The 23,304-nt window shown below is 72.0% G+C and carries 18 protein-coding genes, 2 tRNA genes and 1 riboswitch; of the genes, 14 read left to right on the forward strand and 6 right to left on the reverse strand.

Features of this window, described 5'->3' with window-relative positions; translation table 11 throughout:
• The first annotated feature begins 195 nt into the window (after window positions 1–195).
• From ACIBQZ_RS23920 to ACIBQZ_RS23935, 4 genes are all read left to right on the forward strand, one after another.
• Window positions 196–2,418, forward strand: a complete 2,223-nt coding sequence (locus ACIBQZ_RS23920; protein WP_396090981.1) for a TRAP transporter fused permease subunit — start codon at window positions 196–198, stop codon at window positions 2,416–2,418.
• Entirely contained in the window at window positions 2,415–3,419 is a 1,005-nt protein-coding gene (locus ACIBQZ_RS23925; RefSeq protein WP_396090982.1) for a TAXI family TRAP transporter solute-binding subunit, read from the forward strand. Before ACIBQZ_RS23920 ends, ACIBQZ_RS23925 begins: the two co-directional genes overlap by 4 nt.
• A 960-nt stretch (window positions 3,420–4,379) precedes the next feature.
• Window positions 4,380–4,452: transfer RNA gene (locus ACIBQZ_RS23930), tRNA-Lys, on the forward strand.
• 2 nt (window positions 4,453–4,454) lie between these two features.
• Window positions 4,455–4,529 (forward strand) — tRNA-Met (locus tag ACIBQZ_RS23935).
• Window positions 4,530–4,608: 79 nt separating this feature from the next.
• On the opposite strand, the gene ACIBQZ_RS23940 is transcribed toward ACIBQZ_RS23935, so the two are convergent.
• From ACIBQZ_RS23940 to ACIBQZ_RS23950, 3 genes are read right to left on the reverse strand one after another with little or no spacing between them, the layout of a single operon-like run.
• On the reverse strand, window positions 4,609–5,400 hold the full coding sequence (locus ACIBQZ_RS23940; protein ID WP_396090983.1) for an SAM-dependent methyltransferase: 792 nt from the start codon (window positions 5,398–5,400) through the stop codon (window positions 4,609–4,611).
• A 24-nt stretch (window positions 5,401–5,424) separates the two neighbouring features.
• Window positions 5,425–6,219 carry an SDR family NAD(P)-dependent oxidoreductase gene (locus tag ACIBQZ_RS23945; RefSeq protein ID WP_396090984.1) on the reverse strand — a complete coding sequence of 265 codons (795 nt, stop codon included), beginning with the start codon at window positions 6,217–6,219 and terminating at the stop codon, window positions 5,425–5,427.
• Window positions 6,220–6,246: 27 nt separating this feature from the next.
• On the reverse strand, window positions 6,247–7,272 hold the full coding sequence (locus ACIBQZ_RS23950) for a fatty acid desaturase family protein (RefSeq protein WP_396090985.1): 1,026 nt from the start codon (window positions 7,270–7,272) through the stop codon (window positions 6,247–6,249).
• Between the two features lie 151 nt (window positions 7,273–7,423).
• Here ACIBQZ_RS23950 and ACIBQZ_RS23955 point away from each other — a divergent pair, with 151 nt between their 5' ends.
• Complete coding sequence (locus ACIBQZ_RS23955; RefSeq protein ID WP_396090986.1) at window positions 7,424–8,710, forward strand: sensor histidine kinase; 1,287 nt, start codon at window positions 7,424–7,426, stop codon at window positions 8,708–8,710.
• Window positions 8,662–9,297 (forward strand): LuxR C-terminal-related transcriptional regulator, encoded by a 636-nt coding sequence (locus ACIBQZ_RS23960; RefSeq protein WP_396090987.1) that lies wholly within the window; start codon window positions 8,662–8,664, stop codon window positions 9,295–9,297. The genes ACIBQZ_RS23955 and ACIBQZ_RS23960 overlap by 49 nt, the downstream gene beginning before the upstream one ends.
• On the opposite strand, the gene ACIBQZ_RS23965 is transcribed toward ACIBQZ_RS23960, so the two are convergent.
• Both ACIBQZ_RS23965 and ACIBQZ_RS23970 read right to left on the reverse strand, forming a co-directional pair.
• A complete protein-coding gene (locus ACIBQZ_RS23965; RefSeq protein ID WP_396090988.1) occupies window positions 9,268–10,029 on the reverse strand; it encodes a hypothetical protein in 762 nt (253 codons plus the stop codon). The two genes, ACIBQZ_RS23960 and ACIBQZ_RS23965, sit on opposite strands and share 30 nt — an antisense overlap.
• 38 nt (window positions 10,030–10,067) lie before the next feature.
• Window positions 10,068–11,102, reverse strand: coding sequence for a WD40/YVTN/BNR-like repeat-containing protein (locus ACIBQZ_RS23970; RefSeq protein WP_396090989.1), 1,035 nt, complete (start codon window positions 11,100–11,102; stop codon window positions 10,068–10,070).
• Between the two features lie 133 nt (window positions 11,103–11,235).
• A riboswitch (guanidine-I (ykkC/yxkD leader) is annotated at window positions 11,236–11,334 on the forward strand.
• Window positions 11,335–11,386: 52 nt separating this feature from the next.
• Between ACIBQZ_RS23970 and ACIBQZ_RS23975 the strand changes: the two genes are divergently transcribed.
• The 8 genes from ACIBQZ_RS23975 (at window position 11,387) to ACIBQZ_RS24010 (ending at window position 22,307) form a co-directional block, all read left to right on the forward strand.
• Complete coding sequence (locus tag ACIBQZ_RS23975; protein ID WP_396090990.1) at window positions 11,387–12,571, forward strand: agmatinase family protein; 1,185 nt, start codon at window positions 11,387–11,389, stop codon at window positions 12,569–12,571.
• Entirely contained in the window at window positions 12,568–13,563 is a 996-nt protein-coding gene (locus tag ACIBQZ_RS23980) for an ABC transporter substrate-binding protein (protein ID WP_396090991.1), read from the forward strand. Before ACIBQZ_RS23975 ends, ACIBQZ_RS23980 begins: the two co-directional genes overlap by 4 nt.
• A complete protein-coding gene (locus ACIBQZ_RS23985; protein ID WP_396090992.1) occupies window positions 13,560–14,405 on the forward strand; it encodes an ABC transporter permease in 846 nt (281 codons plus the stop codon). Before ACIBQZ_RS23980 ends, ACIBQZ_RS23985 begins: the two co-directional genes overlap by 4 nt.
• Window positions 14,405–15,184, forward strand: a complete 780-nt coding sequence (locus ACIBQZ_RS23990; protein ID WP_396090993.1) for an ABC transporter ATP-binding protein — start codon at window positions 14,405–14,407, stop codon at window positions 15,182–15,184. Before ACIBQZ_RS23985 ends, ACIBQZ_RS23990 begins: the two co-directional genes overlap by 1 nt.
• Window positions 15,185–15,208: 24 nt before the next feature.
• Entirely contained in the window at window positions 15,209–15,799 is a 591-nt protein-coding gene (locus tag ACIBQZ_RS23995) for an antibiotic biosynthesis monooxygenase (protein WP_396090994.1), read from the forward strand.
• Window positions 15,800–15,885: 86 nt separating this feature from the next.
• On the forward strand, window positions 15,886–17,718 hold the full coding sequence (locus ACIBQZ_RS24000) for a diguanylate cyclase domain-containing protein (protein ID WP_396090995.1): 1,833 nt from the start codon (window positions 15,886–15,888) through the stop codon (window positions 17,716–17,718).
• Window positions 17,719–17,743: 25 nt separating this feature from the next.
• Complete coding sequence (ligD, locus tag ACIBQZ_RS24005) at window positions 17,744–18,700, forward strand: non-homologous end-joining DNA ligase (protein WP_396090996.1); 957 nt, start codon at window positions 17,744–17,746, stop codon at window positions 18,698–18,700.
• 109 nt (window positions 18,701–18,809) lie between these two features.
• Window positions 18,810–22,307, forward strand: a complete 3,498-nt coding sequence (locus ACIBQZ_RS24010; protein ID WP_396090997.1) for a S8 family peptidase — start codon at window positions 18,810–18,812, stop codon at window positions 22,305–22,307.
• Here ACIBQZ_RS24010 and ACIBQZ_RS24015 read toward each other — a convergent pair.
• Window positions 22,292–23,284 (reverse strand): helix-turn-helix domain-containing protein, encoded by a 993-nt coding sequence (locus tag ACIBQZ_RS24015; protein ID WP_396090998.1) that lies wholly within the window; start codon window positions 23,282–23,284, stop codon window positions 22,292–22,294. The two genes, ACIBQZ_RS24010 and ACIBQZ_RS24015, sit on opposite strands and share 16 nt — an antisense overlap.
• Window positions 23,285–23,304: the final 20 nt, after the last annotated feature.

Here is a 23,304-nt window from a genome sequence, read left to right on the forward strand (position 1 = left end):
TATCAACGGGACGGCTCGGGTGCGGAAACTGCTTTTGCCCGTTTTGTGACTAGACGGTGTCCACAGTTGTCCACAGGTGGGTCATTGGCAGGTTACAAGCCGATGCGTGCATAGTACGGTCCGTCCATGGTCCACGGTCGATATGAGGCCGGCCGGGCGGCAACCGACGACGGCCCGTCCGGTCCACCATCCACTGTGGATTCTGGGCGGTCCGCCGACCCGGCGGCGGTGCACTTTGATGACGAGGAGCGTCCGGCGCGCGCCCTGGCCGGCCCGATTGGCGTCGGCGTCGCGGCGGTCGCCTTCGCCGCTTCGCTGCTCGTGCTCTGGCAGGTGTTCCGCCCGCTCGCCCAGGGCAGCCAGTTCTATCTGATCATCTTCCTGGCCGGCACCCTCCCGCTCGTCTTCCTGGTCTACCGCTCCGGCTTCCCGGCCAAGAGAAATCCCCAGCCGACCGAGCATCGCCCCGCCCCGATCAGAAACAGCAAGAAACCCGACCCGGCCAAGGGGCCTGAGCGTCCCGACCTGGCCGCACGGCCCGACCTGGCCGCACGGCCCGACCTGGCCGCACGGCCCGACCTGGCCGCACGTCCCGACCTGGCCGCACGTCCCGACCCGGCCGGACCGCCCGACCCGGCCACGCACCCCGAGCAACCCGCCCCCGCCAAGAGCCCCGAGCAAGCCCACCACGACCTACCCTCCCCCCTCGACTGGCTGCTGGCGGCGCTCACCCTCCTGGTCTGCCTCTACCCGATCAACCCCTTCACCGGCGGCTACAACGAGTTCCTCAACCGCCAGGGACTCCTGGAAACCCCAGATGTCATAGCCGGCGCCGTCATGCTGGTGCTCGTCGTCGAGGCCTGCCGCCGCACCACCGGGCTGGCCCTGCCCGTCGTCTGCCTGGCTTTCCTCGCCTACGGCTACTACGGCGGCCTGCTCCCGCAGAACTGGTCCATAGCCCACGCCGGGCTCGACTTCGCCCAGATCGTCGACGCCCTCTACAACTCGGGCAGCGGCTTCTACGGCACCCCGCTCGACGTAGCCGCCACCTACATAGTCCTGTTCACCATCTACGGCTCCGTTCTCGACCTGTCCGGGGCCAGCCGGTTCTTTGTCGACCTCTCCGTCGCCGCGTTTCGCAAGTCACGCAGCGCTGCCGGGCGTACTGCTGTCGCCGCCGGCTTTCTGCTCGGGACCGTTTCCGGTTCCGGCACCGCGACCGCCGTCAGTGTCGGGGCCGTCACCTGGCCGATGTTGCGCCGGGCCGGCTATCCCGCCGAGCAGGCCGGAGGCATGCTCGCGGCCGCCGGTGTCGGCGCGATTCTCTCCCCGCCGACGCTCGGTGCGGCCGCGTTCATCGTGGCCGAGTACCTCGATGTCTCCTACCTGACCGTGCTCGGTTGGGCGATGATTCCCACCGTCCTGTATTACCTGGGCATTCTGCTCGCGGTGGAGATCGACGTGCGGCGGTTCCAGGTTCGCTCCGTCGACGTGCCGCAGACCAGCGCGTGGCGGTTGCTGGGCCGGTTCGGCTATCACTTCTCGTCGCTGGTGCTGATCGTGCTGCTGCTCGCCGTCGGGCAGAGCGCCACCCGCGCGGTGGTCTACGCGACGCTGCTGGCCGCCGCTCTCTCCTTCCTGGACCGGCGCGCCTGGCTGACTCCGCAGCGACTGTTCGCCGCGCTGGCGTCCGGCGTGCGGGGCGTGCTGCCGGTGGTGGCGGTCTGCACCGCGGCCGGCATCATCACCGCGACCACCACCAAGACCGGTCTCGGCGCGCAGCTCGCCTCGCTGCTGGTCAGCGGGGCCCGCGCGGTCACCGACAACCCGACCGCGGTGCTCGCGCTGACGGTCGTGCTGGCGGCGGCCGCGCTGGCGATCCTCGGGCTCGCGGTGCCGGTCACGGCCAGCTTCATCATCGGCTGGGTGATCATCGGGCCGGCCCTGCTCGGGCTCGGCGTCTCCGCGCCGGCCGCCGCGATGTTCGTCTTCTACTACTCGGTGCTCTCCGAGGTCACCCCGCCGACGGCGCTGGCGGCGGTCGGCGCCAGCGCGATCACCGGTGGTCGCACGGTGCCCACGATGTGGCAGGCGCTGAAGTACGCGCTGCCCGCGTTCCTGGCGCCGATCGCCTTCGTGCTCACCGATCCCGGGGAATACCTGCTGGCCCGTGGCCCGGTCGGCGGCATCGTCTGGGCCACAGTCGTCGCCGTCTTCGCGGTCGTCGGCCTGGCCGTCGCCACCGGCGGCTGGGTGCCCGGGATCGGCCGGGCGGGTCCCGCGAGCCGCGTCCTCGGCGGGATCGCCGGCCTGCTCCTGCTCTACCTGGCGCCGCTGACGATCGCGGCCGGCGCCGTCGCGCTCGCCCTGGCGGCGGGGATCGCCATCATCCATCGAACGGGGAGGACCACGCTATGAGAAGGGTATTCGCGCTGGCTGCGGCCGGCACGCTCACCGCCGCCGCACTGACCGGCTGCGGCGGCAAACAGGACGCCGCGACCGTCGACGCGGGCGGGGAGGTGACCTGCGAGGTCGCGAACGACACCCGGATCGGCATCGCCACCGGCAACGCGACGGGCGTCTACTTCGCGCTCGGCAACGCCTACGCCGAGCAGTTGGGCGCGACCGGCGGCAAGGTCAAGGCGACCGCGGCGGAGACCGGCGCGTCGGTGCAGAACATCCAGCAGCTGGTCGCGGGCGAGTTCGACGTGGCGTTCTCGCTGGCCGACAGCGCGGCCGACGCGGTCAACGGCACCAACAGCTTCACCGCGAAGCAGCCGATCCAGGCGCTCTCCCGGATCCACACCAACTACACGCAGGTGATCGTGCGCAAGGCCGCGGGCATCAAGGACGTGGCGGGCATGAAGGGCAAGCGGGTCTCGACCGGCTCGCCCAAGTCGGGCACCGAGGTCATCGCCAACCGGATGCTGACCGCGGCGGGCCTCGACCCGGCCAAGGACATCCAGGCCCAGCGTCTGGACCTGATCAAGACGGTCGACGGGATGAAGGACGGCTCGATCGACGCGCTGTTCTGGTCCGGCGGCCTGCCCACCCCGGGCATCACCGACCTGCTGACCACCTCGGCCGACAAGGTGGACTTCCTGGACGTCACGGCCCTGCTGCCGGAGCTGCAGAAGATCAACCCGGTCTACGAGACGGGCGCGATCCCGGCGGCGACCTACCAGACCCCGGCGGACGTCCCGACCATCGTGGTGCCGAACCTTCTGCTGGTCCGCGAGAACCTGGACGCGAACGTGGCCTGCGTGCTGACGAAGGCGCTCTTCGACCGCAAGCCGCAGCTCGAGCAGGCGAACGCGGCGGCCAAGGAGATCACCCTGGACAAGGCCCGCAAAACCGAGCCGGTGGTCCTGCACCGCGGCGCGGTCACGGCACTGGACAGCCTGAACGCCCCGAAGTAAAGATCAAGATCAAGAACGTGCTGTCGTGCGTGGTTGCATGGTGCTGACCGTCGCTCACGCCGAGACCGGGCGAGGGCGGCCAATCGCCTGGCGGCTCATGAACGGCCGCCCTCACCCTGCCAGGTCCGTGCCTGGCACCACCCAGGATCTCGTGCGGGATCCCGCGCGCGCGGGGATCGGCGGGCCGGCTGCGGTCGGCCCGCCCGTCGCTCAGCTCTCGGGGAGGTGAGTGCGGAGATCTCGGCGGGCGCGGTGCCGGCCGCGGCGGCGATCTGCCCGGCGGATGGCGTGCCACTCCCGGGCGCCGTTGTCGTATCTGAAACGGTTGAAGGACGCGGTCCCGCTCCAATGACAGCCGTCCCGGCGGCGGCTCAATGATGCGCTGCCGGGAGTGATCTCGTCCGGCAGCGTGCACGGTCCGAAACGGTGATCGTGCACCGGCGTGCACGTCACCATCGGTGCGTCGGCCATCCGCACCCACCATGGCCGGGTCTTGTCGGTCCTGCTCATACGGTCGCCTTTCGGCTCCGTGACGCCCCTGGGCTGGGGCCGTCATGAGACCGGATGCACCGTGATCACCTCCGACGTACGGGCAGCGACAGCCGCCACCGATACCTGATACCGACGCTACCGCCGTAGGCAAGCTTTTTGCCGGCCGGTCAGCTGACCGCGGGCAGCGGGTCGGCGAGCGCGAACGCGGGACCTGCCAGCTCCGGGCGCCGGCCACGGACCTTCAACCATTAATTGCGTTGAGCGTTCGGGGTTCCCTCTCTACCTTGGGAACCACACCGCACGAAGTGACCGGCCGAAGGGGGTCCGACGATGTTCCGCACCATGAACGGTAAGCGGATGATGTGCCCCGTGACGGGCCGGCGACGCGGCTGACGCTGCGATCGGCGTGCCGCCCGTCCCGGTCAGGGAGGGCGGTTTTTTGTTGCCCGGGAACGGCCGGAATCACCGGTGCCGCTAGCTCAACAGGCAGAGCATCCGTCTCTTAAACGGAGGGTTCGGGGTTCGATTCCCCGGCGGCGCACGCGCAGGGTGGAGCAGCTCGGAGTGCTCGCAGGTTTCATAGGCCTGAGGTCGCGGGTTCAAATCCCGCCCCTGCAACCGCAGGCGAGCGTTGGCTGCTCAGCCGCCCCTCATAAGGGCGGCCGGCCCGGTTCGACACCGGGGCCTGCGACCGTCGTCAGGGCTTGCGGCCCACCGCGCCGTAGCCGGTGCGGGACAGGTCCGGGTTCATCTCCGGCGGCGCCTGCTCGTACGGCCAGACGTTGACCAGGCCGGGCGGCTCCAGCTCGAAGTCGCCGAGGAACGCCTCGATCTCCGCCCGCGGCCGGGGGGTGAACGGGGCGTTCGCGCGCTGGTAGATCGCCGAGATCCGGGCCATGTACTCGGGCCGGGCGTCGTTGGCCGCGTGTGAGATCGCCAGGAAGCTGCCCGGCGCCAGGGCCTCGCGGTAGGCCGCCACCATGTCCTGCGGCTTGTCCGCGTCCGGGATCAGGTGCAGCAGGAACATCATCAGCACCGCCACCGGCTGGTCCAGGTCGAGCAGGCCGCGCAGTTCCGGGTCGCCGAGGACGGTCTCCGGCTCGCGGACGTCGTGGCGCAGCATGATCGCGTGGTTCGGGTCGCACAGCAGGGCCCGGCCGTGGATGCAGACGACGTTGTCGTAGTCGACGTAGACCACGCGGACCGACGGGTCGATCGCGCGGGCGATCTGGTGCACGTTCTCGGCGGCCGGCAGGCCCGAGCCGAGGTCCAGGAACTGCCGGATGCCGCGGTCGCGGACCAGGTGCTCGACCACCCGTTTGATCAGCGCCCGGCCGGAGCGGGCGGCCTCGCGCATCTCCGGCGCCACCTTCAGCACCGCCTCCGCGGCGGCCCGGTCGGCGGCGTAGTTGTCCTTGCCGCCCAGGTAGTAGTCGTACATGCGGGCGGCGTTGGGGACGGTGGCGTCGATGCCCTCCGGGACGGTCACGGTCGTCACTATAGGGGCGCTCTGCTACGTCGTGGTGCGCAGCCAGCCGCCGTCGACGTAGTAGGTCGAGCCGACCGTGTAGCTCGCCCGCGGTGAGCACAGGAAGACGAACAGGTCGGCGATCTCGGCCGGGTCCGCGAACCGGCCGATCGGCGCGTTGTCGTCGGCGACCTGTTGCAGGTGCTCCTGCCAGGCCCGGTCCGTGCCCGCGGTCAGCGCCTTCGCGGTCTTCTCCCAGTCCGGCGTCATGACCAGGCCCGGGTTCACCGTGTTGACCCGGATGTTGTCGCCGATCAGCTCGTTCGCCAGGCACTTGGAGAACATCACCAGCGCCGCCTTGGTGACGTTGTAGATCGGCTCGTAGCCGAGCGGCTGGGTCGCGCAGATGGACGCGTTGTGCAGGATCACCCCGCCGCCGCGGGCCTTCATCAGCGGGGCGAAGCGGCGGGCCAGCCGGACCGCGGCCATCACGTGCAGGTCCCAGTACGTCTGCCAGCGTTCGTCGCTCGCGGCGAGGATGGTCTCCTCGCTGCCGGTGCCCGCGTTGTTGATCAGAATGTCGGCCCCGCCGAACTCGTCGCGCACGGCGCGCTCCAGCAGGGCGGGGCCATCGGGTGTGCTGACATCGGCGGGGGCGCCGATCACGCGTACCGGGAATTCGGTTTTGAGCTCCTCCACGACGGCCCGCAGGCGCTGCTCGTCGCGGGCGCACAACGCCAGGTGAACGCCCTCGGCCGCGAGGCCGCGGGCGATCGCCAGGCCGATGCCGACGGTGCCGCCGGTGATCACGGCGACCTTGCCGGTGAGCTGAAGGTCCATGCCCCTCACGCTCTCACAGAGCGGGAGCTACTTGCGCGCCTCGCGGAGCGGGGCGCCGACCTCGTGCAGGTGCCGCAGCGCCTGCCGGTACGAGTCGATCAGGCTGGTCGACTCGTAGGCCACGTTGATCTCGGCGCAGTACGCCTCGACGATCGGCTGCAGCCGGCGCAGGTTCGGCGTCGGCATGGCCGGGAAGAGGTGGTGCTCGATCTGGTAGTTCAGGCCGCCCATCGCCGCGTCGGTCAGCCAGCTGCCGGTCACGTTGCGGGAGGTCAGCACCTGCTTGCGGAGGAAGTCCTCGGTGCCGTCCGGGTGCGGCATGCCCTTGTGGTTCGGGGCGAACGTCATGCCCAGGTAGACGCCGAACAGCGCCTGGTGCAGCACGAGGAAGGCGATGGCCTGCAGCGGCGAGAGCACCACGAACAGCGCGGTGAGGTAGCAGGCCGCGTGGATGATCAGCATCGCGGCCTCGAGGTTGCGGCGCTTCATGTCGCCGCGGATCAGCGCCTTGACGCTGGACAGCTTCAGGTCGATGCCGAGCAGCGTGAGCAGCGGGAAGAACAGCCCGGCCTGGTGCCGGGTGACGAAGCCCTTGAGCCCGCGCCGGCCCCACGCGCTCTTGGTGGCCCAGATCAGCACCTCGGGGGCGACGTCCGGGTCGAGGTCGTCGTGGTTGGGGTTGTTGTGGTGGCGGGTGTGCTTGTCCATCCACCAGCCGTAGCTCATGCCCACGCCCAGGTTGCCGGCGATCCGGCCGGTGATCTCGCCGGGGCGCTTGGTGCGGAAGACCTGCCGGTGGGCGAGGTCGTGCGCGACCAGCGCCACCTGGGTGAAGGTCACCGCGAGGAACACGGCCGTGACGAGGTTCCACCAGGACGCGCCGATCAGGAAGAACGCGGTCCATCCGCCGATGAGCATCAGGGAGACCACGGTCAGCCGTACGGCGTAGTACGCGGGCTTACGTTCGAGGAGGCCCGCGCGGGTCACCCGGCGGTTCAACTCGGCGAAGTCACTTCCGGCCGCTTTGCGCGGTCGCTCCGTCGTTGTCGTCATGCTTCCAGCCTCCTCGCCGGGGGCCGAACGGTCAGGAGTGTCAGATCCCCGGCGATGGTGGTGGTAGCACCCCCGTCAAACGTGGGGGATTGTGCACATGGTGGAGCCGGTATCGCTGATGCCGGTGGGACAGCCGAGCAGAATGAGGACCATGGAGACCGGAACGTGGGTACGCGACGGCCTGCGGGCCATCGCGGGTGGGGTCTTCGCCGTCGGCCTGTCGATCACCAACCTGCCGCTGCTGGCGATGTCGCTGGTCGCGCTGGCGCTGGCCCCGGTGCCGTTCCTCGGCCTGGCCCTGCTGCCCTGGGTCACCAACCTGGTCCGGATGCGCGCCAACCTGGAACGCCGGCTGGCGGAGCGGGCCGGCATCGCGATCGCCCGGCCGTACGAGCCGCCGCCGCCGCGGGCGCTGCCGGGCGGCTGGAAACGCTTCCGGTGGATCGCCACCGACCCGGCGACCTGGCGTGATCTGGCCTGGCTGGTGCCCGGCGCGCTGGTCGGCTTCGTCCTCGGCCTGCTCGCCGTGGCCATCCCGCTGTACGGCGTCGAGGGCGTCCTGCTGATCCCGCTCTGGCTCTACCTGAGCATCGACTGGTACGGCTACGGCGTCTTCTGGCCGATCGCGAACTTCAGCGAGGCCATGCTCTCGATGCCGCAGGGGGTGCTGTTCCTGGCCCTCGGGCTGGGCGCGGCCCCCTGGCTGCTGGAGGTCAACGCCCAGTTCGCCCGGCTCTTCCTGGCCCCGACCAAGGCCGCCAAGCTGCGCCTGCGGGTGGCCCAGCTGACCGTCACCCGGGCCGACACGGTCGACGCGCAGGCCGCCGAGCTGCGCCGGATCGAACGCGACCTGCACGACGGCGCCCAGGCCCGGCTGGTGTCGCTGGGCATGACCATCGGGCTGGCCGAGGAGATGATCGAGCGCAACCCGACCGCGGCCCGCAAGCTGCTCGCCGAGGCCCGGGAGGCCAGCGGCACGGCGCTGCTCGAGCTGCGCAACCTGGTCCGCGGCATCCACCCGCCGGTGCTGGCCGAGCGCGGGCTGGACGGCGCCGTCCGGGCGCTGGCGATGAGCCTGCCGCTGCGGGTGACCGTCGACATGGACCTGCCCGGGCGCCCCGAGACCCCGGTCGAGTCCGCGGCGTACTTCGCGACGGCGGAGGTGCTGGCGAACGTGGTGCGGCACAGCCAGGCCAAGACCGTGCAGATCTACGTCCAGCACGTCGACGACCTGCTGCTGCTGACCGTCAGCGACGACGGGATCGGCGGGGCCGACCCGGCGCGCGGCACCGGGCTGCGCGGCATCGCCCGCCGGCTGGCCGCCTTCGATGGCACCATGTCGGTGTCCTCCCCGCCGGGTGGACCGACGGTCGTGACCATGGAGTTGCCGTGCGTGTTGTCCTCGCCGAAGACCTCGCCCTCCTCCGGGACGGGCTGACCCGACTGCTGGAGGCGTTCGACTTCGAGGTGGTCGAGGCGGTGGACAACGGCCCGGCGCTGCTGCCGGCGCTGATCAAGCACCGGCCGGACGTGGCCGTGGTCGACGTCCGGCTGCCGCCGACCTTCACCGACGAGGGCCTGCAGGCGGCGATCGCGGCCCGCGCCGAGATCCCCGGCCTGCCGGTGCTGGTGCTCTCCCAGCACGTCGAGCCGCTGTACGCCCGCGAGCTGCTGAGCGACCGCAAGGGCGGCGTCGGCTACCTGCTCAAGGACCGGATCTCGAACGTGGCGCAGTTCGTCGACGCGGTGCGCCGGGTGGCCGACGGCGGCACCGCGATGGACCCCGAGGTGGTCTCGCAGCTGCTGGCCCGCCGCGAACCGCTGGCCGTGCTGACCGCCCGCGAGCGGGAGGTGCTGGGGGAGATGGCCGAGGGCCGGTCCAACGCGGCCATCGCGGCGAAGCTCTTCGTCACCGAGAAGGCGGTCAGCAAGCACATCAACAACATCTTCACCAAGCTCGGCATGCCGCCGTCGGACGACGACAACCGCCGGGTGCTAGCCGTGCTCACCTACCTCAACGGGTAGCCCGAACAGGTGCGCCACCCGGATCGCCCGGCGGGCGGCATCCTCCAGGTGCTCCGGCCGCAGCGGTGCGGTCAGCGGCACGAAGACGAACAGCTCATCCTCGATGAGCGTCCACGGTGGAATCTCACCGCGCACGTGGGCGGCCCGCAGCTCCGGGTCGTCCAGCCGGTGCTGCTCGGCGCCGACCGGGCGGAACCGGCGCCGGAACTCGTCGCGGTCCAGGCGCCGCGAAACGGGATTGCGGCGCAGGCGCACGGCACGTGCCGGCGCCGGCTGCGGCAGCGTGACGACGACGAAGACGGCGTACCCCTCGCGCCGGTCGACGGCCGTGCTGAGCGCGTCGTCCACGAACGCCAGCTCACCGGTCACGACCGGAAGACCCGCAACCCGATTCCGGTACGCACGCAGTACGGTCACCGTGTCGGCGTGCTCCACCAGCCCCCACCACGGCCAGGGCCGGTCCGGCACCGGCTCCCACCCGCCGGCCGCCACCCAGCCGGCCAGCTCGCGGGCCGCCCGCCCCTCCCGGAGCCGCCACCACCCGCTGAGCGCGACGAATGCGGCGAGCAGGGTGGCCAGCAGCACCAGGCAGCTGAGCACGAGGGACAGTTTCAGGGCGGACATGCCGATCCGAGCCCCGATGATCACCGCCAGGAAGCCGGCGAGCACACCGCGGTGGTCACGACCCGGCAAGGCGCTGGGGCGGCGATGCGCCGGGACGGGGCCGCTCATCGCCGCTCACCGTAACGAGCAGTGTCGAGCTTGCCGGATCAGCGCCGCCAGTGCAGCTTCGCCACCCGGCCCTGCTCGCCCGAGGCCCAGCACGACCCGGCCACGCACCGCACCGCGTCGAAGCTGCCGGCGTCGAACTCCGTCCAGGTGCGCCCGCCGTCGCGGCTGAGGTCGCTGCCGGTCGGCCCGACCGCCAGCGCCGTGCCGCCGCCCAGCCAGGTCACGCCCGAGCGGTACTCGCCCGGCGCGGTCCGGGCGGTCGTCCAGGTGCGGCCGCCGTCGCGGGTCGTCGCCGCCGCGTCCGGGGCCGCCTCCGGCACCGCGTAGTCGCCGCCGACCGCGATGCCGTGCCAGGGGTCGCGGAAGGCCAGGCTGTAGATGCCGGCGCTGGGGCTGCTCGGGATCGGGCTGTCGGTGACCCGCCAGGACCGGCCGCCGTTCACGGTCGTGAAGACCCGGGCGCGCGCGCCGCCGCCGGTGGCGAACCAGGCCCGGCCCGCGCCGAGGTGATCGGCGGTGACCAGGCAGGTGCCGCTGGCCGCGAACGCGAACTCGCCGGCCAGCGCGTCGGGCATGCCGGCGGTCGGCTGCACCCGCCAGGACCGGCCGCCGTCGGCGGTGGCCAGGATGCGGAACTTGCCGCCGACCGGGTCGGACAGCGCCAGGCCGTGCCGGCGGTCCAGGAAGGTCACGCAGTCGTAGAACGCCGCCGGGTCGTCGTTGCGGAACGTCTCGGTCCAGCTGCGGCCGCCGTCCGCGGTCCGGTACAGCCGGGACTGCTCACCCTCGCCGATGGTCAGCGCCACAGCGTGGTCGGCGTCGAACGCCTCGATGTCGCGGAACTGGAGCTCGGCGGCGCCCGGCGGGTCGACCCGCTGCCAGCTCCGTGCGCCGTCGACGGTCCGCAGGACCGTGCCCGCGGCGCCGGCCACCCAGGCCACCCGGTCGCTGACCGGGGCGAGCCCGCGGAACCGGGCGGTGACCCCGGTGTCGGACAGCTGCCAGGTCGGCGTGTGCGGTCTGGAGGTGAAGCCGGTGGTGGTGGTGAGCGTGACGAGGGCGAGGGCAGCCATCGATAACTTTCGCAGCGTCATGGCTCGTCAACTTACCCCTCGACCCCTGCGGAACGCCTGACACGCAGCGGTAACAGCCGGGTCATACCGGGGCAACGTCCCGGGTCTCTACTGCCAGATGACTCACCACCTGGTGAGGCGCGCCTAGGGTTCCGCCGCACGCGCGGGCTGGTCCGAGAGGTGCAGGCGTTCGCACGCGAGCGTTCCACGGCGGGACAAAAGCCCGGGAGGACAGCCAAGGATCCTGGCTGCTCTCCGGCCAGGCCTCGTTTCCGGAGGCGCCCGTGGGTTTCCAGCACGATCACCGGCACGAGCACGCCGAGCAGTCCGACGCCGAGCAGTCCGGCACCGAGCCCACCCTGCACGACCGGTACGGCCCCGAGGCCGCGTACGCCGTCGCCGCCGAGGCCAAGCTCCCCACCACCAAGTGGCAGGAGGAGATCGCCCGCGGCCTCGAGTACGGCCTGCCGGGCGCCGACTCCATCAACGACCGCACGATCCCGACGTTCTCCCGGGGCGAGCTGCCGCACTTCGCCGGGATCAACACGTTCCTCAAGGCCCCGTACGTCGAGGACGTGCGGCGCTGCGGCGAGTACGACGTCGCCGTGCTGGGAGCGCCCTTCGACGGCGGCACCACGTACCGGTCGGGCACCCGCTTCGGCCCGCAGGGGATCCGCAAGATCTCCGCGCTGTACGGCCCGTACTCGTTCGAGCTCGGCGTCGACCTGCGCGAGTCGATCACGATCGCCGACCTGGGTGACATCTTCACCATCCCGGCGAACATCGAGAAGACCTTCGACCAGATCTCCAAGGCCGTCGGGCACGTGTTCTCCTCCGGGGCGTTCCCGGTGGTGCTCGGCGGCGACCACTCCATCGGCTATCCCACCGTGCGCGGCGTCGCCCAGCACCTGCAGGGCAACCTCGGCATCATCCACTTCGACCGGCACGTCGACACCCAGGAGACGGACCTCGACGAGCGGATGCACACCACCCCGTGGTTCCACGCCACGGACATCCCCAACGTGCCGCCGAAGAACCTGGTGCAGATCGGCATCGGCGGCTGGCAGGCGCCGCGGCCCGGGGTCAAGGTCGGCCGGGAGCGCGGCACCACCATCATGACCGTCACCGACTGCGTCGAGATGGGCATCGAGCAGGCCGCCGAGCGCGCCCTCGAGGTGGCCTGGGACGGCGCCGAGGCGGTGTGGCTGTCGTTCGACGTGGACTGCCTCGACGCGGCGTTCGTGCCCGGCACCGGCTGGCCGGAGCCCGGCGGCTTCCTGCCCCGCGAGGTGCTCAAGTTCATCCAGATCATCGCGGACGCCCGGCCGCTGGCCGGGATCGAGGTCGTCGAGTGCGCCCCGGCCTACGACACCGCCGAGATCACCGCCCTGCTGGCCACCCGGGTCATCTGCGACACCCTCGGTTGCCTGGTCCGCTCCGGTCACCTTCCCCAGGAGAAGAAGCGATGAGAAAGACGATTCTCGCGGCGGCCACGGCCGTTGTGCTCTTGGCCGCCGGGTGCGGCGCCGACGACAGCGCGACCGCGGCGGCCGGCCAGGCCACCGTACGGCTGGGCTTCTCCGCCTGGCCCGGCTGGTTCCCCTGGCAGGTGGCCCAGGAGCAGGGCCTGTTCGCCAGGAACGGGGTGACCGTCGACCTGAAGTACTTCGAGAGCTACACCGACAGCCTCACCGCGCTGAGCACCGGCAACCTGGACGCCAACAGCCAGACCCTCAACGACACCCTGTCCTCGGTCAGCGGCGGCGCCGAGCAGACCGTGGTGCTGACCAACGACAACTCGACCGGCAACGACCAGATCATCGCCCGGCCCGGGATCACCTCGGTGGCCGACCTCAAGGGCAGGAAGGTCGCCGCCGAACAGGGCACAGTGGACCACTACCTGCTGCTGCTGGCCCTGCGGAAGGCCGGGCTGACCGAGCGGGACATCGAGTTCACGCCGCTGCTGACCGATGCGGCGGCGGCCGCCTTCGTGGCCGGCAAGGTCGACGCCGTCGGGGTCTTCGCACCCTTCACCACCACCGCGCTCGGCCTGGCCGGCAGCAAGGCGATCGCCACCTCGGCCGACTTCCCCGGTGCCATCCCGGACCACCTCGTCTTCGGCGCCGGCTTCGTCCGGGACCACCCCACGCAGGTGCAGGCCGTGGTGCAGACCTGGTTCGACACCACGGCGTGGATCAAGGCGAACCCCGCCGCCGCCATCGAGATCATGGCCAAGCGCGGCGGCGTCACCGCCGCCGACTACAGGACCTACGACGCGGGTACGACGATCTTCTCCCGCCAGCAGAATCTGGACGCGTTCGCACCGGGCAGCACGCCGGCGAACCTGGAGTACCAGGCCCAGCAGATCAGCGACTTCCTGGTGTCGACCGGGCTAGCCGACGCCAAGCCGCCGCTGGACGGGCTGCTCGAGCCCAAGTTCGTGCAAGCCGTGACGGAATGAGCACCGCCACCGCCCCCGCGCGGCCGGCCCTGGCGAAGCTGCCGCGCCGCAAGCAGATCCGGCCGGCCCGGCTCTGGGCGCTGCGCGCACCGGTCTCGCGCCGCGCCCGGGCCGTGCTGATGGTGTGCTCGGTGCTGGTGCCGCTGGTCGCGTGGGTGGCGGTGGCCGCCACCGGCGCCGTCCAGGAGGCGTTCCTGCCGTCGCCGGCGGCCGTGCTGGCGGCCGGCTGGGAGATGGCGCGCTCCGGCCAGCTCGCGGCCGACACCTGGGCCAGCGGGCAGCGCATCCTCATCGGCTTCGGCCTGGCGGTCGTCGTGTCGGTGCCGGTGGGGCTGGTCATGGGCGGCTTCCCGGCGGGGCAGGCGCTGTTCGAGCCGATCGTCGGGCTGCTGCGCTACCTGCCGGCCAGCGCGTTCATCCCGCTGCTGACCATCTGGCTGGGCATCGGCGAGCCGTCCAAGTGGATGCTGCTGTTCATCGGCACGGTCTTCTTCAACACGCTGATGACCGCGGACGCGGTGCGGCAGGTGCCGCGAGCGTTGATCGACGTGTCGTACACGCTCGGCGCCCGGCGCGGCGAGGTGCTGCGCAAGGTGGTCGTGCCGCACGCGCTGCCCGGCATGATCGACGCGGTACGGGTGAACGCGGCCGCCGCCTGGAACTTCGTGGTGGTCGCCGAGCTGATCAACTCGACCGAGGGCCTGGGCTACCGGATCGCCCGCAGCCAGCGCTTCCTGGCCAGCGACCGGATCTTCGCCGTGCTCATCGTGATCGCGGTCCTGGGCCTGACCATCGACATCCTGCTCCGGATGCTGCGCGACCGGATCGGCCGGTGGGTGTGATGACGCTGCTCTCGCTGACCGGCGTCGGCATGCGGTACGGCGCGTTCACCGCCCTCGACGACATCTCGCTGGACGTCTCCGCCGGCGAGTTCGTCTGCCTGGTGGGCGCCAGCGGCTCCGGCAAGTCGACGCTGCTGTCGCTGATCGCCGGCCTGAGCAGGCCCACCGCGGGCGTCATCGCGCTGTCCGGCACCCCGGTGGCCGGCCCCGGACCCGACCGTGGGCTGGTGTTCCAGTCCGGCGCGGTCTACCCGTTCCGCACGGTCGAGCGCAACGTGGCGTTCGGGCTGGAGCTGCTCGGGCTGCCCCGGGCCGAGCTGTGCCGCCGGGTCGACTGGTACCTGGCCGAGACCGGCCTGACCGCGCTGCGCGACAAACTGCCCAGAGAGCTCTCCGGCGGACAGCGCCAGCGGGTGGCGATCGCCCGGGCGCTGGCCTGCGAGCCGGACGTGCTGCTGCTGGACGAGCCGTTCGGCGCCCTCGACGTGCAGACGAAGGAAGACATGCAGCTCTTCCTGCGCCGGGTCTGGCAGGACACCGGTACGACTGTGCTGATGGTCACCCACGACGTGGAGGAGGCCGTCTTCCTCGGTCAACGGGTGGTGGTGCTGGCCTGCGACCCCGGCCGGGTGGCCGCCGATCTGCCGGTTGAGCTGCCCGCGGACCGCGACCTGACGGTCAAGCGGGCACCCGCCTTCCTGGCGCTGCGGGCCCGGGTGGAGGACCAGGTACGCGCGTTTCATCACAGCTCGGCGGGGCCGTTCGCCGCCCAGCCGTGACACCGGGCGGGAATGATCGGTGGTATGCAGACCGCCACCCCCTCGCTCGCCGTGACCGTCGCGATCACCCGCCGGGCCGATCCGTCGCGCAACGCCGAGATGCTGGCCTGGGTCCGGGCCGGCGCCACGCTGGCCGAGGACTTCCCGGGCTTCCTCGGGGTGGGCTGGGTGCGGCCGGTGCTCGGCTCGACCGAGTGGCACATGCTCTACCGCTTCGCCGACGCCGCGGCGCTGCACGCCTGGGAGGAGTCGCCGCAGCGGCAGTGGTGGCTCTCGTCGGCGCAGGGCATGGTCGAGCACACCCGGATGGAACGGCGCACCGGCATCGAGGGCTGGTTCGACCCGCCCCAGGAGCACCAGATCGACGACCTGGCCGGGGCGCCCGCGCCGCCGCCGCGGTGGAAGCAGGCGGTGATCATCTGGCTGGGCTTCTTCCCGGTCAGCCTGCTGGCGGCGGTCACACTCGGGCATCTGCTGGCCGGGCAGCACGTGCTGGTGCGCACGCTGGTGACCACGGTGTGCCTGACGCCGCTGATGACGTACCTGGTGCTGCCGCAGGTCACCAGGGCCCTGCAGTGGTGGCTGCACGGCACGCCGCCGCCCTGGCGCCGTTGAGGGCCCGGCCCCGACCGCAAGTTGCGGGCGATTTCGTTCAGCTCACCCGGCCCTCGCCCGATCTTTCCCGGCGAGGAGGCAATCAGATGCGGTTGCGCAACTGGCTCGCCGTCGTGGTCAGCGTCATGCTGCTGGTGGCGGTGGGCATCGTGGGTGTGGTGGTGAACCGGTCGGCGCTGCGCGCCGCCGACACCGTGCACCGCTCCGACTCCGTGGCGCTCGCCGTCAACAACGCCACCCTCGCCGGGCAGATGCAGCTGCTCTCCGCCAAAGAGCTCAAGGCCTTCGCCGACAGCTACCCGTTCAACCTCGGGGTCGGCTACGTCAACGACCTTGAGGCCCTGGACTCCTTTGTCGCGAAGTCCCCCTCCTTCCCGTACGGCGCGTCGATCACCGCGCTCAACGGCACCGTGCTGAACTCCTCCCGGGCCAACCCGCTGCCGCTGTCCACCGATCCCGGCTACCAGCCGATGCGCTCGCTGCTGCTGGCCGGCAAGCTCGGTCTCTCCAGCGTGATGCAGGTCAAGGACGCCGGGGGCACGGTTGTCGCGGTGGAGGCCTTCGCGGTGCCGATCAAGGTCAACGGCACCACCACGGCGTTGCTGATCGGCTTCAACAAGGTCGCCGACACGAATCTGCAGGCGTACACCGCGCGGCTCAAGTCCGCGGCGCACCTCACCACGGTCATCGACACCGCCGGGCGGGTCGGCTTCGCCAGCGACGAGACCCGGATCGGCACGGTGTTCGACCCCGCGGTGGTCGCCGCCGCCGCCAAGCTCACCAACGGCTCCGTGTTCGTCGAGTACCGCTCCGGCGACACCAAGATGATGTCCATCATCGTCAAGAACGAGACGATGCCGGGCGGGTGGGCGTACGTCCGCACCCAGACGCTGGCCTCGTTCGACGGCGCGGTGCACAGCCGCAGCCAGACCATCAACGTGACGCTGCTGGCCATGCTCCTGATCGGGGCCGTCGGCATCTCCATCCTCGGCTACCGCACCCAGGTCCAGCGGCGCCGGGCGGACGAGCGGTTCCAGGCGCTGTTCCTGCACGCCCCGGACATGGTGGCGGTGCTCGACGCCGAGGGCCGGGTCGCGTACTCCAGCCCCAGCGCGGCGTCCGTGCTGCACTTCCCGGCCGGCTCGCTGCAGGGCTCGAGCGTCTTCGAGCTGGTGCACCCGGAGGACCGCCCGCAGATGCAGCAGGCCTTCGGCCGGCTGCTCACCGAGCGCGACGGGGTGCTGCGCCTGCAGACCCGGATCCTCAACCGGGCCGGCAAGGCCACCTGGTTCGAGTTCACCGCCTCCAACCAGATGCAGAACCCGGCCCTGACCGGCATCGTCATCAACGCCCGCGACATCTCGGAGAACCGCGCGTTCCAGGAGCGCCTGCACCACGAGGCCACCCACGACGCGCTGACCGGCCTGCCGAACCGGCGCCGGATGCAGGACGCGCTGGGCAGCTCGCTGCGCGACGACGCGGTGGCCGTGCTCTTCGTCGACCTGGACGGGTTCAAGCCGGTCAACGACGCGCACGGGCACGAGGCCGGCGACGAGCTGCTGCGCCAGGTGGCCGCGCGGCTCAGCGCCTGCGTCCGCGAGGACGACGTGCTGGCCCGGGTGGGCGGCGACGAGTTCGTCGTGCTGATGCCCGGGGTCACCGCGCAGGCCGACGCCGACACGATGAGCGCCCGGGTGCGGATCGCGGTGGAGCGCCCGTTCCAGGTGTTCGGCGCCGAGATCACCATCGGCGCCAGCGTGGGCGTGCACCTCGCCACCACCAGCGACGACCCGGACCAGGCCCTGCGCGCCGCCGACCACGCCATGTACGCGGTCAAGCACCTCGGCGGCGGCAGGCGCGCGTTCGGCGTACCGGAGCAACGTGAACCGGCCCGTGTCGGCCGGCACCGCGCCGACTAGCCACGCCAGCGGCTAGGTTGACCCCATGGCCACCAAGTCACCCGCGATCGAGGTCGACACCGGGGAGCACACCGTCCGCGTCTCGAACCCGGACCGGGTGTACTTCCCGGAGCTGGGCCTGACCAAGCTCGACCTGGTCAACTACTACCTGAGCGTGGGTGACGGCATCGTCCGGGCGCTGCGCGAGCGGCCGTGCATGCTGCACCGCTTCCCGGACGGGCTGGCGGGGGAGAAGGTGCACCAGAAGCGGGTGCCGCACGGCGCCCCGCCCTGGCTGTCGACGGTCCGCGTGACGTTCCCGCGGTACAACCGGCACGCCGACGAGCTGTGCGTGACCCAGCTCGGCGAGGTCATCTGGGCGGTGCAGATGTCGACGGTCGAGTTCCACCCGTGGAATTCCCGGCGCGCGGACACCGAGAAGCCGGACGAGTGGCGGATCGACCTGGACCCGATGCCGGAGTGCGGCTTCGACACCGTGCGCCGGGTCGCGCACGTGGCCCACGAGGTGCTCGGCGAGCTGGGCATCACCGGCTATCCGAAGACCTCCGGCGGCCGGGGCCTGCACATCTACGTCCGGATCGCGCCCGAGCACGGCTTCGGCGACGTCCGGCGGGCGGCGCTGGCGTTCGCCCGTGAGGTGGAGCGGCGCTCGCCGGAGGTGACGACCACCTGGTGGCGCAAGGACCGCGACCCGGCCAAGCTGTTCGTCGACTACAACCAGAACGCCCGGGACCACACGATCGCCAGCGCGTACTCGGTGCGGGGCAACCAGCGGGGCACGGTCTCCACGCCGATCCGCTGGGACGAGGTGGACACCGTCGAGCCCGACGAGTTCACCCTGCAGACCGTGCCCGCGCGGTTCGCGAAGCTGGGCGACCTGCACGCGGGCATCGACGACACGGCCTTCGACCTGGGCCCGCTGCTGCGCTGGGCCGAGCGCGACGAGCAGGCCGGGCTGGCCGGCCCCGCCGACGCGGATTGACGCCTGTCCACATCGCGCCATGTCCGCTCTGCGGCAGCCCGAGGTAACCCGGCGGTGAAGATCCGGACTCCATGATGCGTGCAGCGAACCACGCTGCGAAGGAGTCCTCATGCTGAGTCGTCTGCTGGTCGGCGTCCTGATCGGAGCCACCGCGATACCCGGCCCGGCCGCGGCGACCGGCCCCGCGCCGGCGGCGCCCGGAAGCGGAGCCGAGGCCGCGACCATCACCCTGATCACCGGGGACACGGTCGCGCTCACCAAGGTCGGTCAGCGGTACGCCGCCACGGTGCGTCCCGCCCCCGGCCGCCAGGGCGTCACGTTCCACACCCTGGAGACCGACGGCGGCCTGCGGGTGCTGCCCAGCGACGCGATCCCGCTGGTCGACGCCGGCCGCCTCGACGCCGACCTGTTCGACGTCGAGCGGCTGCTGGCCGACGGCTACGGCGACGCCGCCGCGCCGGCCCTGCCGCTCATCGTCCAGGGTGGCGCCGCGTTGCGCACCGCCGACGCGCGCGCCCTGACCAGCATCAACGCCACCGCGATCCGGCCGGCCAAGAACACCCTGGCGAGCTTCTGGCAGACCCAGGGCGGGGCCGCGCGCACGGCCGGCGCGACCCGGATCTGGCTGGACGGCAAGGTGCGGCCGGTGCTGGACCGCAGCACCGCGCAGATCGGCGCCCCCGCCGCCTGGCAGGCCGGGTTCGACGGCCGGGGCGTCAAGGTCGCCGTGCTGGACACCGGCGTCGACGCCGGCCACCCCGACCTGGCCGGCCGGATCGCCGCGGCCCGCAACTTCAGCGGCAGCGAGGACACCGCCGACCGCTTCGGCCACGGCACCCACGTGGCCGCCACGGTCGCGGGCAGCGGCGCCGCCGCCGGCGGCACCCGCAAGGGCGTCGCGTACGGCGCGCAGCTGCTGATCGGCAAGGTGCTCGACGACAGCGGCTCCGGCTACGAGTCGGAGATCATCCAGGGCATGCAGTGGGCCGTGGCCGAGGGCGCCAAGGTCGTCAACCTGAGCCTCGGCGGCTCCGCGACCGACGGCACCGACCCGATGAGCGTCGCCGTCGACGAGATCAGCGCCGCCAGCGGGACCCTGTTCGTGGTCGCGGCCGGCAACGAGGGCGCCGACTCCACAGTGGGCACCCCCGGCGCCGCCCCGAGCGCGCTGACCGTCGGCGCGGTCGACCGCAACGACGGGCTGGCCGACTTCTCCAGCCGCGGCCCCCGCCTCGGCGACCTGGGCCTCAAGCCCGAGATCACCGCGCCGGGCGTCGGCATCGTGGCGGCCCGCGCGGCCGGCACGACCATGGGCGAGCCGGTCGACGACAGGTACACCGCGGCCTCCGGCACCTCGATGGCGACGCCGCACGTCGCCGGCGCGGCCGCCCTGCTGGCCCAGCAGCACCCGGACTGGACCGGCACGAGGCTCAAGGAGGCACTGGTCAGCACGGCCCGCACGGCCGCGGACCAGTCCGTGTACGCCCAGGGCGCCGGCCGCGTCGACCTGGCTCGCGCCACCACCCAGCAGGTGACCGGCACCCCGGTCGCCGACTTCGGCCGGCACACCGTCGGCGAGACCCCGAGCGCCGCCACCCGGACGGTCACCTACACCAACGCGGGCAGCACGCCGGTGACCCTGGCCCTGTCCGCGCCCACCGGCTTCACCACCGACCGGGCCGGCGTCACGGTCCCGGCCGGCGGCAGCGCCTCCGTGGTGCTCGCCGTCGACTTCGCGAAGCAGGACCAGGGCCGGATCAGCGGCTGGCTCAAAGCCACCTCCGGCGTCACGGTCGTGACGACCGCGATCGGCGCGACCCTGGACGGCCCGCGGCACACCGTCACGGTCAAGGCCGTCGACCGCAGCGGTACGCCCGCCTTCGTCCCCGCCCTCACCATCCACGGCGACGACGCCCGCTTCGACGTGCTCTCGTACTTCGGCCCCGAGGGCGGCTCGTACGAGGTCCAGGAGGGCACCTACCTGCTCGACGCGTTGCTGGAGGACGGCGCGCCGCTGGACGAGCAGGCAACCTACGCCGCCATCCCCGAGCTGCGGGTCGACCGGGACATCGAGGTGCTGATCGACGCCCGCAAGGGCACGCCGATCCGGATCGAGACGCCGAAGCCGGCCGAGCAGCAGGCGGTGCTCAGCTACTACGTGCACCGGGTCACCGGCACCGGCCGCAGCATCGCGCACGGCGTCATGCACTTCAGCACGATCGAACAGGTCAACGTGCTGCCGTCGAGGAAGGTCAGCACGGGCAGCTTCGAGTTCTCCTCCCGCTGGCAGCTCGTCGCGCCGATGGTGCAGGCCCAGGTGCCCGGGGTCGGCGGCCCGCTGGACCTCAACCTGTTCGGCAACTCGCCCGCGTACTCCGGGAGCCGGCGTTTCCCGCTGACCATCTGGGGCACTGGGTCCGTACGCGGAAAGGCCGTGCTGATCCCGGCGACCGAGGAGGACGAGCTGGCGCAGATCGACGCGGCGGCGCGAGCCGGCGCGGCGGCGGCGCTGCTGGTGCGGCCCGCGGACCGGTCCGCGTGGACGGTCTTCGCGCCGGACGCGGAGCAGCTGCCGGTGATCTCGCTGGCGGTCGCGTACGACGACGGGCAGCGGCTGCTGGCCCGCGCGGCCCGGCCGGGCGCCACCGTCGACCTGACGCTGACCAGGTCGAGCCCGTACCTGTACGACGTCATCCAGGTGTCCAAGGACCGCATCCCCGAGCGGGTCGTGCACCGGGTGACCACCGCCAACAGCCGGCGGATCACGACGAGTTACGCCGACAACGGCGGTTTCGACTGGGTGAAGGAGCAGCGATTCGGATGGCGCCCCTGGCAGACGTATTCATGGAACGACACGTCCCGCGCGGTGCGGACACCGTCGACCCGCGAGGAGTGGGTGTCGGCCGGCGACTCGGTGTGGCAGCACCGGGTGCACAACCTGTATCCGTGGAGCAGCTTCGGGCAGTTGCAGGGTGGGTTCGTCGAGCCGCCGCGGAGCTACCGCGCCGGCCGGGAACGGGAGAGCTGGGCCGCGCCGGTGGTCCGGCCGGCCGCGCCCGCCGGCATCGCGTCGACCCGCGCCGGTGACGTGCTGAAGCTGCGGGTCGCCGAGTTCGTGGACCGCGACGGGCACTACGAGGCGGGCGCCGCCGATCCGGTCGCGGCGACGCTGTGGCGCGACGGCAAGGTGCTCGCCCAGCTGCCGAACGCCTGGCAGAACGTGACCACCAGCAAGGGCACGGCCGGGTACAAGCTGCGGCTCACCACCGAGCGCGGCGGCGAGGACTGGCTCTACGGCACCCGGACCGCGACCGAGTGGACGTTCCGCTCGGGCGCCGACGGGACGCTGCCGCTGCTGCACGTCAGCTACGACGCGCCCCGGACGGCCGGGCCGCACCTGCTGGGGCTGGGCTTCTCGGCGAAGCTCAGTGACCTGACGGTGGAGGTGTCGGCCGACGACGGCGCGAGCTGGCGGCGGGCGGTCACGGTGGGCACCGCGGCCTGGATCCCGGGCGGGCGTACCCCGGTCTCCCTGCGGGTCACCGCGCGGGACCGGGCCGGCAACACCGTGACGCAGACGGTGATCCGCGCCTACGGCCGCGGCTGACCGGCCAGGTCCGCCGGGGCCGCGAGCCAGCCCCGGCGGGCCGCCTGGAACGCCAAGCCGGTGCGGGTGTCCACGCCGGCCAGCGTCATCAGCCGGTCCAGCCGGCGCTGCACGGTGCGTTTGCTGATCCCGAGATGGGTGGCGATGGACTTGTCCGGCATCCCGGAGACGAACAGCGACAGCAGCAGCACCTCGGCCGGCGGCAACTCCGCGCCCGGCGCCGCGGCCAGCACCGGCGTGGCCCGTTCCCAGTAGCTCTCGAAGAGCGCCACCAGCGCGTCGAGCAGCTCGCTCGGGCGGATCAGCGCGGCGGTGGGCTCACCCACCCCGCGGGACTCGTCGGGCACCAGCGGGCAGATGGCCAGGGCGCGGTCGGCGATCGCCAGCCGTACGGGCAGCGCGGGCAGCGTCCGCGACTCCTCGCCGGCGGCGATCGACTCCACGATGCTGGCCAGCTCGCCCGGCTTCTCCAGCAGCTCCCGCTCGTAGATGGCCCGGTATCGCACGCCGCGGGCCAGCGCCGAGCCCTCCTCGGCGTTCTCCGGGCCCGGCATGGCGATCGGGTTGGCCCGGCAGAACCAGAGGATCTCCTCGCGGGCGCTGTCCTGCATCTCGCGCAGCCGCTGCCGCAGGGCCTGCGCGCCGACCACGATCTCGACCAGGTGCTCGGCGCTGCGCCGCCGGTTGGTGCTGCGGTAGTCCTCGCTCAGCGCCGCCACCACCTGCCGTGCCGACTCCAGCGCCTGTTGCTGGCGCAGCAGGGTGTCACCCAGCGCGACGTCCGGCGGCAGCGGGTGAAAGGTCGGCCCGGGCGTGACGAGTCCCTTGCCGCGCAACGATTCCAGGACCGCGGCGGCCTGCGGCACGGACGTGCCCGCGAGCCCGGCGAGCTGCGCCGGGCCGGCGCCGGCGAGCCGCACGAGCAAGCGGTATGCCTGCTGCTCAGCGGCCGTGAGCAGCGCGGGATCGGGATGCATGCGGCCACTCTACGAGCGGA

Source organism: Actinoplanes sp. NPDC049599 (genome assembly GCF_044465625.1).
GTDB lineage: Bacteria > Actinomycetota > Actinomycetes > Mycobacteriales > Micromonosporaceae > Actinoplanes.

What these genes read in the sequence shown, in the direction of transcription:
- ACIBQZ_RS23925 (WP_396090982.1), top strand. Translation starts at nt 2,415, where the DNA reads ATGAGAAGGGTATTCGCGCTGGCTGCGGCCGGCACGCTCACCGCCGCC.
- ACIBQZ_RS23945 (WP_396090984.1), bottom strand. Translation starts at nt 6,219, where the DNA reads ATGGACCTTCAGCTCACCGGCAAGGTCGCCGTGATCACCGGCGGCACC.
- ACIBQZ_RS23950 (WP_396090985.1), bottom strand. Translation starts at nt 7,272, where the DNA reads ATGACGACAACGACGGAGCGACCGCGCAAAGCGGCCGGAAGTGACTTC.
- ACIBQZ_RS23955 (WP_396090986.1), top strand. Translation starts at nt 7,424, where the DNA reads ATGGAGACCGGAACGTGGGTACGCGACGGCCTGCGGGCCATCGCGGGT.
- ACIBQZ_RS23965 (WP_396090988.1), bottom strand. Translation starts at nt 10,029, where the DNA reads ATGAGCGGCCCCGTCCCGGCGCATCGCCGCCCCAGCGCCTTGCCGGGT.
- ACIBQZ_RS23970 (WP_396090989.1), bottom strand. Translation starts at nt 11,102, where the DNA reads ATGGCTGCCCTCGCCCTCGTCACGCTCACCACCACCACCGGCTTCACC.
- ACIBQZ_RS23980 (WP_396090991.1), top strand. Translation starts at nt 12,568, where the DNA reads ATGAGAAAGACGATTCTCGCGGCGGCCACGGCCGTTGTGCTCTTGGCC.
- ACIBQZ_RS23985 (WP_396090992.1), top strand. Translation starts at nt 13,560, where the DNA reads ATGAGCACCGCCACCGCCCCCGCGCGGCCGGCCCTGGCGAAGCTGCCG.
- ACIBQZ_RS23990 (WP_396090993.1), top strand. Translation starts at nt 14,405, where the DNA reads ATGACGCTGCTCTCGCTGACCGGCGTCGGCATGCGGTACGGCGCGTTC.
- ACIBQZ_RS23995 (WP_396090994.1), top strand. Translation starts at nt 15,209, where the DNA reads ATGCAGACCGCCACCCCCTCGCTCGCCGTGACCGTCGCGATCACCCGC.
- ACIBQZ_RS24000 (WP_396090995.1), top strand. Translation starts at nt 15,886, where the DNA reads ATGCGGTTGCGCAACTGGCTCGCCGTCGTGGTCAGCGTCATGCTGCTG.
- ligD (WP_396090996.1), top strand. Translation starts at nt 17,744, where the DNA reads ATGGCCACCAAGTCACCCGCGATCGAGGTCGACACCGGGGAGCACACC.
- ACIBQZ_RS24010 (WP_396090997.1), top strand. Translation starts at nt 18,810, where the DNA reads ATGCTGAGTCGTCTGCTGGTCGGCGTCCTGATCGGAGCCACCGCGATA.
- ACIBQZ_RS24015 (WP_396090998.1), bottom strand. Translation starts at nt 23,284, where the DNA reads ATGCATCCCGATCCCGCGCTGCTCACGGCCGCTGAGCAGCAGGCATAC.